The 12,152-nt window shown below is 52.6% G+C and carries 9 protein-coding genes; 7 read left to right on the plus strand and 2 right to left on the minus strand.

Features of this window, described 5'->3' with window-relative positions; genetic code table 11:
- Positions 1 to 84 precede the first annotated feature (84 nt).
- From dxs to O4H49_RS01050, 4 genes are all read left to right on the plus strand, one after another.
- Entirely contained in the window at positions 85 to 2,034 is a 1,950-nt protein-coding gene (gene dxs, locus O4H49_RS01035; RefSeq protein ID WP_269422265.1) for a 1-deoxy-D-xylulose-5-phosphate synthase, read from the plus strand.
- 225 nt (positions 2,035 to 2,259) lie between these two features.
- A complete protein-coding gene (locus tag O4H49_RS01040; RefSeq protein ID WP_269421549.1) occupies positions 2,260 to 3,684 on the plus strand; it encodes an MATE family efflux transporter in 1,425 nt (474 codons plus the stop codon).
- Between the two features lies 1 nt (position 3,685).
- On the plus strand, positions 3,686 to 4,435 hold the full coding sequence (locus tag O4H49_RS01045) for a TlyA family RNA methyltransferase (RefSeq protein ID WP_269421550.1): 750 nt from the start codon (positions 3,686 to 3,688) through the stop codon (positions 4,433 to 4,435).
- Between the two features lie 345 nt (positions 4,436 to 4,780).
- Positions 4,781 to 6,223 (plus strand): ATP-binding protein, encoded by a 1,443-nt coding sequence (locus tag O4H49_RS01050; RefSeq protein WP_269421551.1) that lies wholly within the window; start codon positions 4,781 to 4,783, stop codon positions 6,221 to 6,223.
- A 92-nt stretch (positions 6,224 to 6,315) separates the two neighbouring features.
- Here the strand turns inward: O4H49_RS01050 and sppA are convergent, their stop codons facing one another.
- A complete protein-coding gene (gene sppA / locus O4H49_RS01055) occupies positions 6,316 to 8,124 on the minus strand; it encodes a signal peptide peptidase SppA (protein ID WP_269421552.1) in 1,809 nt (602 codons plus the stop codon).
- Between the two features lie 275 nt (positions 8,125 to 8,399).
- Here sppA and rlmD point away from each other — a divergent pair, with 275 nt between their 5' ends.
- A complete protein-coding gene (gene rlmD, locus O4H49_RS01060) occupies positions 8,400 to 9,746 on the plus strand; it encodes a 23S rRNA (uracil(1939)-C(5))-methyltransferase RlmD (RefSeq protein ID WP_269421553.1) in 1,347 nt (448 codons plus the stop codon).
- Positions 9,747 to 9,760: 14 nt separating this feature from the next.
- Here rlmD and O4H49_RS01065 read toward each other — a convergent pair whose 3' ends face one another.
- Positions 9,761 to 10,390: an antibiotic biosynthesis monooxygenase family protein gene (locus O4H49_RS01065; protein WP_269421554.1), complete on the minus strand. Its 630-nt coding sequence runs from the start codon at positions 10,388 to 10,390 to the stop codon at positions 9,761 to 9,763.
- 150 nt (positions 10,391 to 10,540) lie between these two features.
- Here O4H49_RS01065 and hemH point away from each other — a divergent pair, with 150 nt between their 5' ends.
- Together hemH and O4H49_RS01075 are read left to right on the plus strand one after the other, a co-directional pair.
- Entirely contained in the window at positions 10,541 to 11,584 is a 1,044-nt protein-coding gene (gene hemH / locus O4H49_RS01070; RefSeq protein ID WP_269421555.1) for a ferrochelatase, read from the plus strand.
- Between the two features lie 27 nt (positions 11,585 to 11,611).
- A complete protein-coding gene (locus O4H49_RS01075; protein ID WP_269421556.1) occupies positions 11,612 to 12,142 on the plus strand; it encodes an isochorismatase family protein in 531 nt (176 codons plus the stop codon).
- The last annotated feature ends 10 nt before the right edge of the window (positions 12,143 to 12,152 follow it).

Consider the following 12,152-nt stretch of genomic DNA (forward strand, 5'->3'; position numbering starts at 1 on the left):
ATGGGGAAACCCGGCGTATAGTGTGAGATTGGCTGCCAGAGATACAGAGAATGAAAGCCCGTTAGGGAACTGGAAACAGAAGTGATGGAGAGTAGGGTGAGTCAGTACGGTCACAATCGCCAGACCCCTCTGCTGGATACGGTCAAGAACCCGGCAGATTTGCGTACGCTGGAAGAAAGCCAATTGCCGCAACTGGCTGAGGAACTGCGTCTGGACATGATTAACGCGGTGTCGCGTACCGGCGGTCACCTCGGAGCTGGTCTGGGCGTTGTCGAGCTGACAGTTGCCATCCATCATGTTTTCAATACCCCCGATGACAAGTTGATCTGGGACGTCGGACATCAGTGTTACCCGCACAAGATCCTGACCGAGCGCCGTGACCGTATTGGTACTCTGCGTCAGGGGGGCGGATTGTCCGGTTTTACCACCCGCAAGGAAAGCATCTACGATCCTTTTGGTGCGGCGCACAGTTCTACGTCGATTTCAGCTGGCCTTGGGTATGCTGTTGCGCGTGATCTGGCGGGCAAAGACAACAATGTGATTTCCGTGATCGGTGATGGATCTATGACGGCGGGCATGGCCTATGAGGCCATGAACAATGCCGGAGCAATGAATTCGCGCCTGATTGTGATCCTGAACGATAATGACATGTCCATTGCTCCGCCGGTCGGGGCTTTGAGTGCTTATCTGTCGCGTCTGATTTCGGCCAAGCCCTATCAGTCGATGCGGCATATGGCCAAAGAGATTATCAGCAAGTTACCGCCACGACTGGAAACTGCAGCCAAAAGGGCAGAAGAATATGCCCGCGGATTTCTGACAGGTGGTACGCTATTCGAGGAACTGGGTTTCTTCTATATTGGCCCGATCGATGGTCACGACTTTTCCCATCTGCTGCCCGTGCTTAAAAATGTCCGGGACTGTAATTACGACGGTCCGGTCCTGATTCATGCGGTAACTCAAAAGGGCAAAGGCTACGAACCAGCGGAAAAGGCAGCCGACAAATACCACGGCGTGTCGAAATTTGATGTGGTTAGTGGCAAGCAGGAAAAATCCCCCCCCAAGGCGCCGCTTTATCAGAACGTTTTTGCCAAGGCCTTGATTGCGGAAGCCCGGGAAGACGACAAGATCGTCGCGATGACTGCAGCCATGCCGTCTGGTACGGGAATCAATCTTTTTGAAGAGGAATTTCCGGACCGGACTTTTGATGTCGGGATTGCCGAACAGCATGGCGTGACTTTCTGTGCGGGCATGGCCTGTGAAGGCTACAAACCTTATGCGGCGATCTATTCGACCTTTTTACAGCGTGCCTATGACCAGGTAATCCATGATGTGGCTATTCAAAGCCTTCCCGTGCGCTTTATTATCGATCGTGCCGGTATGGTTGGTGCCGATGGAGTTACGCATCAGGGAAGCTATGATCTGGCGTATCTTGGCTGCATCCCGGATATGGTGTTGATGGCACCCTCGGACGAGCTGGAACTGATGCACATGGTTGCGACCTCGACCACGATCAACGATCGTCCAAGTGCCATCCGGTTCCCCCGGGGAGAGGCGACAGGTCGCATGGCGTTGCCCGAGCGGGGAACGGTACTGGAAATTGGGAAAGGCCGGGTTATCCGCGAGGGCAAACATGTTGCAATTCTTGCTTTGGGAACCCGCCTTGATGATTGCCTCAAGGCCGCAGAAAAGCTGGCCGCGAGAGGGTACACTACAACGGTGGCCGATGCCCGCTTTGCCAAGCCGCTGGACGTTGATCTTATCCGTGATCTTGCAAATAAACATGATGTTTTGCTCACGGTTGAAGAAGGCTCCATTGGCGGATTTTCTTCGTTGGTATCAAACTATCTGGCGAATGAAGGTTTCTTTGACAAGGGGTTGAAGTTTCGCCCTGTCTGTATGCCGGATGTCTTCATTGATCATGAAAGCCCTGCAACACAGCTGGCTCAGGCCGGACTGGATGCGGAGGGGATCTTTAACCGGGCGCTTGCTGCATTGGGGCAAGGTGTCGCTCGACCCTCTTCTTCTATTGCCTGACTGCAGGTGACAGCTGGGCCAGGAGTTGCTCTGCTGTCTTAAAAAAAGAACCGTATTGCACTGTTTCTGGTATTTCGGGGCAGGGCAGGATGGTGTCCGCTTTTTCTTGTGCACTATACAACTATGAGATTACCCGTTAGGGTGGATTGATATTCATTCTGACACTATGGCGAACAGCCGCTTTTGGTTGCGTCCATCGGTGATTTTCTTTTTGGGATCCAGTACATGTCGATCAACCTTGCAGAGGACAGGGCCGAAGAGGCTTCTGACCAGAATTTGCCGTCTGTCTGGCGTTGGGGAGAAGAGCTGAGGGCGACCTTTGTTCTCGCCTGGCCATTGGTCATAGCCCAGGTCGCGCAGATGGCACTGGTGACAACCGATGTAATCATGATGGGGTGGCTTGGCCCAAAATTTCTGGCTGCCGGAACGCTGGCCAGCAGTCTGATGAGCCCTTTTTACCTGTTTGGAATTGGCCTGGTTTCAGCTGTTGCCCCCATGATTGCGCAGGCAATCGGTGCAAGAGATTTCAAGTCTGTCCGCCGTACTGTCCGCCAGGGCTTCTGGGTCTCTGTTCTGCTCGCTGCTTTTCTGGTGGCTTTGATCTGGAATACAAAAGCCATTTTTCTTTTTGCCGGGCAGACCGAAGAAAGTTCAGGGATGGCACAGGTCTATGTGCACTATGCAATCTGGCATCTTTTTGCGTCGTTCCTGTTTCTGGTCTTGCGCTGTCTGCTTTCTGCTCAGGGTAAAACCAAGGTTATTCTTGTCATCACGCTGGCCGGAATTGTGGTCAACGGACTGGGGAACTATGCCTTGATGTTTGGCAACTGGGGCTTTCCACGATTGGAATTGATGGGGGCAGGGATCAGCACAACTTTTGTTAATACGGTGATGTTCCTGATTGCTCTGGGTTATATTCTGACCCACCATCGTTTTAAACGCTATGCCATCCTTGTCCGTTTGTGGAAGCCGGACTGGAACCGGTTTTTTGAAATCTTCCGGATCGGATTGCCGGTGGGGTGTATGCTGACAGCCGAAACGGGATTGTTTGCTGCTGCAACGCTGCTGATGGGCTGGCTGGGCACCAATGAATTGGCAGCTCATGCTGTCGCTCTGCAATGTGCGTCCATTGCTTTTATGATTCCCTTGGGGATCAGCCAGGCGGCGACAATCCGGGTTGGTCTGGCCTATGGCGCTAAAAAAAGTGAAGGCATTCGCAAGGCTGGCTGGGTTTCGATTATCATGGGGACCGGCTTTATGGGAACGACCTGTCTGGCTTTCTGGTTTATTCCCGAGGTGTTGGTCGGGTTTTATCTGGATCCGCTGTTGCCTGAAAACCAGGTGCCATTGCAACTGGCCGTGTCCTATCTGGCTGTTGCGGCCCTGTTCCAGTTGGTTGACGGGGGACAGGTTGTTACCTCTGGCGCTTTGCGCGGGTTGAGCGATACCAAAGTACCCATGTTCGTGGCGATATTCGCCTATTGGGGGCTGGGTTTGCCGATCTCTTATTTTTGTGGCTTTGTTCTTGGCTGGGGCGGGCAAGGTATCTGGTTAGGTCTTGCTGCAGGACTTGCTTTTGTGGCAGTTGTTTTTGTTATACGTTTCGCCTGGCGCGAACGCCTTGGTCTGGTCAATTACAAGAGCATATAACGTGGCAAAAGTCGGTAAAATACGCGTGGATCAGCTGTTGGTCGACCGGGGGCTGGTGGAAAGCCGATCCCGGGCACAGGCCAGAATTATGGCAGGACAGGTGTATTCCGATACCCGAAGGATCGACAAACCCGGACAGACCCTGCCTGAAGATGCGGAATTGACCCTCAAGGGCGAGGATCATCCCTGGGTCAGCCGCGGGGGACTGAAGCTGGAAAAAGGCCTGTCCACCTTTGCAATAGATCCCACGGGCAAGGTTTGCATGGATGTGGGAGCTTCCACCGGGGGATTCACTGATGTTCTCTTGACCGGGGGGGCGGCCAAGGTCTACGCCGTCGATGTGGGGCATGGTCAGCTGGCCTGGAAAATCCGCAAGGATGAACGTGTCGTGGTGATGGAGAGAACCAATGCCCGTCATCTGGATGCGGAGAAGATACCGGAACCAGTTGATCTGATTGTCTGCGATGCCAGTTTTATCGGTCTTGAAACCGTTTTACCTGCGGCAATGGCTTTGGCGTCTCCCGGTGCTTTGATGGTAGCCTTGATCAAGCCCCAGTTCGAGGTTGGCAAAGGGCGTGTTGGCAAGGGGGGCGTGGTCCGCGAACCAGAGCTCCACCAGGAAGTTTGTGACCGGATTGAAAGCTGGTTGAACGAGGAAACGGACTGGGCCGTTCTCGGGATCACAGAAAGCCCGATCAAGGGACCGGAAGGGAACATTGAATTCCTGATTGGTGCGCGGAAATTCATTTAGCGCCGGGCCTGCCTATACACTGTAAAAATATTCCAGAAACGTAATAGTTAGAGCGGATTACCTGCTCTCGTTTATGACCTGTTAACTTCTGCGGCGCTATCGTGTAATCCGTGATATAAATACACAAAACGGCTGAAGGAAAGTGGCGGGGATGCCAGAGCCTCGATACTTTTCAGGGAGTGGGCTGATATCCTGCCGTCGAGTTGGTTTTGCCTATGGCCTGATGATCATTAGCAGGAGTGGAGTTGTGAAACCGGACTGCTTTAATTATTGCAGAGGCCTTGCAGGGAGAACAGTCACTTGATGAAGCCGGATTGAAATTAACAGATAGGTTTTCGAACTTTAATGGCCTTTAAATCTGTCCGCACCAAGCTGTTGACCATCTGTATCTTGTCGGTCCTTGTGACCGGGCTGGTCCCTTTCCTGTTCTTTGAAGTCAGGTTTTTGCAACAGGAAGAAGAGCGGATCTCACAACGGGCACTTGACCTGGCCAACAAGGTTGCTGTCCCGCTTTCCCGGTCGCTCTGGGATTATGACGAGAGCACTGTCTTGCTGGTTCTCGATACGCTGATCCGGGACCCGGATCTTGTCCGGGTCAGAATAGTTCTTCCCGAAGGTGCAGGAGAGTTTCATCCACTGGATGAGAGCGATGAGCTGCCGGTAACAAAGGATGACATCAACTTTATCAAGGTCCCTCTTACCTATGTTGCCTTTGAGGACGAAGAGGTACTCGGCCATCTGGAAGTGGGCTACACCACGGTGCAGGCTTATGACAAGGTCGCGACGCGTGTCCTCCTCGACGGAGTGATTTTCTTCTGCATTCTGATGACACTGGGTGGTGGGGCTGCTTTGGCGATCAACCGTATTATCGGTCGCCCCCTGGCCATGTTGTCTCATTCCATCGATGAAATGGCGACCCAAAAAAAGCCCGTATTGGTGAAGTGGCGTTCAGAAGACGAACTGGGACAAACTGTCGAGGCCTATAACAACATGCTGATCACGATTGAACAGCATGAAAAGGATCTGGTGAAAGCCAAGGAAATTGCTGAAATTGCCAACCGGGCAAAAACCTCCTTCCTGGCGAATATGAGCCATGAACTTCGGACCCCTCTCAACGCGATCATCGGCTTTGCCGAGATTTTGATGAAGGAAGACGATTACAAGATCGATCAGGCAAGACGTTCCGAGTATCTGGGGTATATTTTCGAAGCGGGCTCAAGCCTGATGATGATGGTTTCCGACATTCAGCAGATCTCGAGGCTTGAATCAAGCGAAGCAGGAATGCAGGACGAAGAACTGGACGTCGAGGACGAGATCCGGAGTTGTGTCAGGGCACTGGAGCTCCGGGCTGGAGACGGGGCCGTTGATCTTGAATATTCGCTGCAGTCAAACATCCCCTATCTTCGGACCAACGCGCAAGGTTTCAAACAGATTGTCGTTAATCTGTTGAGTAATGCTATCCACTTTACCCCTCGTGGCGGGCAGGTCGAAATTTCGACGCTCTATGATTCTCATCACGGTTTGACAATCCGGGTGGCTGACACGGGAATTGGAATCTCTAAGGAAGACTTGCCTCTCGTGACAGATCCCTTCTGGAAAACATCTGATGGTAACGAAGAGCGGAGCGGGCTGGGCCTGAGTATTGTCAAATCAATTACTGAACGAAACAAAGGGCGCTTATCCATAGAAAGTGAACTTGGTAAAGGCACGACGGTAACCGTCAATTTCCCCGTAGACCGTCTGGTCGAACGCTCTGAACTGCTTTTGGGAAAAGCAAAAACAGCTTAGAAAAACCTGAGGGAAGTTACATTCTTATGGAGTTTGACACCGCCTGCCAATCTCTGAATGGCAGGCGGTGTTTTGTCCTGTTGCGGCCTTGTTTATTGGTCAGTCAGGCGAGGAAGGCCGGAATAAAGAACTGATGCCCTGCGATCTTTGGTTGTTTGCTGGAATTCCTGCAGGAAGGGAGACGCGACCCGGACAACCTCTTTCACAGAACTTGCGACGGCTGGATCACTCAGGATCATCGAGCTGCCCAAGATCCCGTCAAGAAGTTCTTCCAGTGGATCCTTGGGGACGGGCAGAATAACAAGTTCGTGTTGCGTTTCCTCATCGATTGCAGCCATTTCACGTGTCGCCTGCAGAGCTTCGCGGAAGCCGCCTAGATCATCAACCAGACCGTTTTTCTTGGCCTGTGTCCCTGACCAGATCTGGCCCTTGGCAACGGTATGAACAGCAGGCTGGCTCATGCCCCGGCCTTCACTGACCTTAAGCGTGAAATCCTCATAGATCCGATCGAGTGAGTCGTGCAGATGTGTCCAGCCATCGCTGTCAAAAGCTTTGTTGGCACTATAAAGATCAGCATTCTCCCCGGCCTTCACGCCGTCCCACTTGACCCCGATTTTGTCCCAAAGTCCTGTAAGCACCATTTTCCCGCCAGCAACACCGATTGATCCGGTGATGGTTACAGGATTGGCAAAAATCCGATCTGCAGGAGCAGAAATAAAATACCCGCCAGAGGCAGCGACTTCACCCATGGAAACAATAACCGGCTTGCCCAGTTCCCTGGCCCGCTGGACTTCCCGCCACATAACATCCGACGCGACGTAGGACCCACCGGGGCTGTCAACGCGAAGAAGGATGGCTTTGATTGTATCGTCGTCAATTGCATCAGAAAGAGCTTCGGCGATGGTGTTTGAGCCCATTGACATCCCGCCATCGAAGAAGGAACCACCCTGGCTATCCCCCAGGTGAATCTCGCCCTGACCGTATATCACGGCAATGCGCGGTGCGTTTTCCGGAGCTGTCATCTGAGTGGCGAAGGTGTAGTCACTCAGATGGACAAATTCACGATTTTCAACCAGAGCTTCTGAAAGAAGCTCGTCCCAATAACCAACCCGATCGACAAGATCATTATCGAGGGCTTGCAGGGCACTGAAAGGTGCCTGATTCATAAAGGAAATAATCTCGCCGGGTTTTTCACGGCTGATGGAGATCTCGTTTGCAATTTGCTCGAGTATGGAATCAAGGGCTGCTTTTGTATTCTGGCGGACGGGCTCTGGCATGGCCCCGTCTGTAAAGGTATTCATCACCCCTTTGAATTCATGGCGTTGGCTGAACTGGGGTTGAACCCCGAATTCATCCAGCACGGGCCGTAAATAGGGGATCTCCATACTGAAACCAGAGATATCGAGATCTCCCGAAGGCTGGATCCAGATATTTTCAGCTGCACTGGCAAGATAGTAATGCAGGGTGCCATGTCCGGCTTCGCCATAGGTTTCGGCGAAAGAGGCTGACCACTTGCCGGATTTGGTGAAGTCCCGGACCGCTCGTCTCAGTTCTTGTGCCGATGCAAGACCCAGAGAGCCCTGACCTGCACGAATAAGCAAACCTTTTACCCGGTCATCGCCCTGGGCCCGATAGAGGGCTTCTATGGCATCGTGAAGGGGCAGTCCGGGTTGTAGTGAACTGCTGAGGAAGGAGGGCTGGACCGGCCCTTCCCAAATACCTTCGGAAAGATCTATGGTCAGGATGATTTCTGCAGGCAAGTCCTGCTTTGCGGCCCGACGGGTAAGGTCGTCTGCATTATTGAAAAATGCCCCGACTAACAGCCCGAGGAGAAGAACGAGAAGGCCAAGTGCGGCAAAGATACCGACAATGCCCTTGAACAGAAATCGCAGGAATGACATGAGCAGAAATCCGGATGTTAATATGTAAAAATCTTAATACAGGCAGAGTATGACACCCTTGCTCTATTGCAAGTGCGGGGTGGCAAGTTTGTCCAGTTATATGGGGAAGCACGGAGAGAATTAAACCAAAAACGGCAGAATTCTTGTAACTTTGCAGGGCAGGGATGCGATGCGCGGTGACGGCTTGTGATTGCGGTGTGAAAAAAAGCTGCTAGATTGGCGCAAATTCATTCGGAAACCGGATGATATAAATTCATAAGAAGGTAGTCAGGAAGATGCGACGCAAAGCGCGCCCGGGTGGCGGTAAACAGCTTGAGCTGGTGATAGACAGTCTCGGGGCACGAGGAGACGGTGTTTCCGAGCATGAGGGCCGTCCTGTCTATGTCCCCGGGACCATGCCTGGAGATCGCTTGCGGGTGAAGCTTGTTGGCGAAAGGTCCGGCGGCTTCAAGGCCGAGATCCTTGAGTTGCTGGAGGCGGGCGAAAGTCATGTCGATGCACCCTGTCAGCATTATGGTGTTTGTGGTGGCTGTAACGTTCAGCATGTCGCACCGGAATTTTACCGTCGCTGGAAGCGGGATATTGTTGTCCAGGCGCTGACCCGTAAAGGCTTTAGTGGCGGTGAAGTTGCCGAAATGGTTCAGGTTGCCGCGGGCACACGGCGTCGGGCTGTTTTTTCTGCGCTTGCCCGCGGAAAGAAAGTTTCTCTGGGCTTTCATGAGCGTGAAAGCCATAGAGTTGTGGATGTCATCGACTGTAAACTTCTGAACAGCCCTCTGGCCGGGATGATTGCACCTTTGCGTGAACTCTTGATGGTTCTGCTGGTGCCCGAACAGGAAAAAGCCGATATTACGGCGATTTCTTCGACTGCGGGTCTGGATATTCTGGTTGTCAGCACAGCGAAATTGACCCTTGAGGGGCGCGAAGCCATCACCGCCTTTGCCGAGAAAAATTCTGTCGCACGTTTCGCCTGGAACCGCCCCGGTGAAGAACCCGAACCTGTTGCCATTAGAGACAAGCCGATACAGGTCTTTGGCGATATTCCGGTTCTTCCGCCTGAAGGAGCGTTTTTACAGCCCAGCGCCGAAGGGCAACAGGTCTTGACCGATCTGGTCATGGGCTATCTGCCGGACTCTTTTGAAACTGTTGCGGATCTCTTTTCCGGTTGTGGAACCTTTACGTTTCCTTTGTCTAAACGCGCTCAGGTTCATGCGGTGGAAGGGGATGAGCGGGCTGTAATGGCTTTGACCACCTCAGCAAGACGCAATGAAACCACACACCGGATTACCAGTGATTGCCGTGATCTTGATAAAGATCCGATTACAGAAGAAGAGCTGGAAGGGGGCGACTGTGTGGTCCTGGACCCACCACGTACCGGGGCAAGAGAACAGTGCTATGAGCTGGCAAAGTCGGACATCAAGACGATTGTCTATGTGTCCTGCAGTCCAAGCACCTTTGCCCGGGATGCCCGTATTCTGGTTGAAGGCGGTTACAGCCTCCAGGAAGTGACGCCGGTTGACCAGTTTATCTGGAGCGAGCATGTCGAGCTGGTAGCCCGTTTTGAAGCCGAATACGACACGGATGATGATTCGGCTGATCTGGATGTAGAAGAAGAATCTTAAAAAGGAACAGTGGTTTACGGACCGGGTAAGGGGTGCAACAGGTCTTGGACCAGTTGCATCTTTGTTTCCTGCTGTTCCTGGACAAGACAGCTACGCATCACAGCCTTTTCTTCCTCAGCGACAACGGGGTGGGAAAAGGCATGGTCGCGCATCTCCTGACTGGGCCAGATCGCATAGGCTATCCAGCTTCCGTCGCTGCCCAGATGCAGCCGTGATCCCGGGAATCTGTAACGGGAACGAAGCTCGAGTGTGACACGGTGCCAGATCTCTTTGAAAGGCTGGAGCAGCGAAGGATTGATCTGCCAGTTGTAAAGGACTGCAAAAATATCAGGATCTTCTTCAGCAAGCGGCAACAGCAGATCGTCTGTTATTTCCATGGTCTGTTCGGGATGGCGTTCTTGTATGGCATGATGCATCTGCATGACGACCTGCCGGGGGAGGCTGCCAGAGGCAAAGGCTTCGGATCTCTGTTCCAGTGTTTCCCAGAGTGCGTAAGAGAGGTAGCTGCCGTCGTCACATCTGTGCAAGCGCGCGCCGAATGCCCCGGTTTTTTCTCGTAGGGCAAGCGTGATTTCTCTCCAGGCCGTAATAAAATCGGTTCTTCTGGAGGGGATAAGTTTCCAGCGATAGAGAATGGCTTGCATGAGGCATTGTAGCGCGGAGGAGGAAAATTGGGAACAGGGGACTTTGCATGGCGGTGCTGTCCGCCTATATTCCCCTGCAATAAAGATCTGGCATTATTCGGGGGAAGGGCCTCGGAAGGATGCCATGACTCCAGCCTTACAGAGGACCTTATGCCTGCTGCACAGCCTGAAAAATATTTTCCCGCTCGCCACCCGGAAATCCCTGCTTCGAAGGTCGGGGTTCTCTTGATGAATCTTGGAACGCCGGATGGGACGGACTATTGGTCCATGCGACGGTATCTGGGGGAGTTCCTGAGTGATCAGCGTGTGATCGAGGCACCGAAGTGGCTGTGGCAGATTATCCTGCAGGGGATTATCCTGACCACAAGGCCGGGGAAAAGCGGCAAGGCCTACGAGGAAATCTGGAACCGGGAGAAAGATGAATCCCCGCTCAGAACCATAACCCGTGAACAGGCAGAGCAGCTTCAGGTGATGCTGGCGGAAAACCACCCGGAAGTTGTAGTTGACTGGGGCTGGAGATATGGTAACCCGGCGGTAAAGGGGCGGATTGAAGCCCTGCAGAAACAGGGGTGTGATCGTATCTTGCTGTTTGCTCTTTACCCCCAATACTCGGCAACCACTACGGCAACGGCTTATGACAAGTGTTTTGATGCCCTGAAAAGTATGCGTTGGCAGCCTGCTGTTCGTTGTGTTCCTGCCTATCATGACCATCCGGTCTACATTGATGCACTGGCAAACTCTGTGGAGCAGGGTTTGGCAAAACTTGACTGGAAGCCGGACGTGACAATCGCGTCATTCCACGGTTTGCCCATTGAATATCATGAGAAAGGTGATCCCTATTACTGCCACTGTGCCAAGACGACCAGATTGCTCCGGGAAAAACTTGGCTGGACTGAAGAAAAGCTGAAACTCTGTTTTCAGTCTCTCTTTGGCCCGAAGGAATGGCTCAAGCCCTATACCCAGCCAACAGTGGAAGAAATGGCAAAGAACGGGGTGAAAAATCTGGTGATTCTGACGCCAGGGTTTTCTGTCGATTGTGTCGAGACCCTGGAGGAAATTGATATTGGTGTACGTGAAGCTTTTCTTGAGAATGGCGGAGAAAATTTTGCTTTTATTCCCTGTCTGAATGCGGACGAAGGGGGAATGAAGGTTATTCGGGATATTACATTGCAAGAGTTACAGGGCTGGATCTGATCGGCTGCTGTCGAAGGGGGGGGAATTATGAAGGCACTGCTTGTTATTGATTTTCAAAAAGCGATTTCTTTTGAGCCAGCGGCGCATGCGTTGATGGAAACCCGTGATGTGCTGCTTCAGGCGTTAGAGACAGCGCGAAGTCAGGGAATCCCTGTTGTTTTTGTCCAGCACAGTGAAGCCGGAACGCCCTTTGAACGCAATACAGAAGGATGGGAGTTTTTTGGGGGTGTTGCTCCACTTGCCGGGGAAGCTGTTGTGGAAAAGGCCTCTTGCGATGCATTCCGTCATACCCGGCTGGACGAGGTTTTGCGATCACTGGGGGCTGACACCCTGATAATCGGTGGATATGCCACAGAATTCTGTATTGATACCTCGATCAGAGCTGCGGCGAGCAAGGGTTATAAAACGCTGGTTATGCAGGATGGGCACACGACCCGTAACCGTGAACATCTTTCGGCAACAGAGATCAAAAAACACCACAACTGGATCTGGCCTAATATGGCGAACCCGGCGTACGAGATCTGTTTGCTGCCCGCTGCAGATTGTTTCAAGGCCTGAGCATGCCTGA

This window comes from Kiloniella laminariae, assembly GCF_027214005.1.
GTDB lineage: Bacteria > Pseudomonadota > Alphaproteobacteria > Kiloniellales > Kiloniellaceae > Kiloniella > Kiloniella laminariae_A.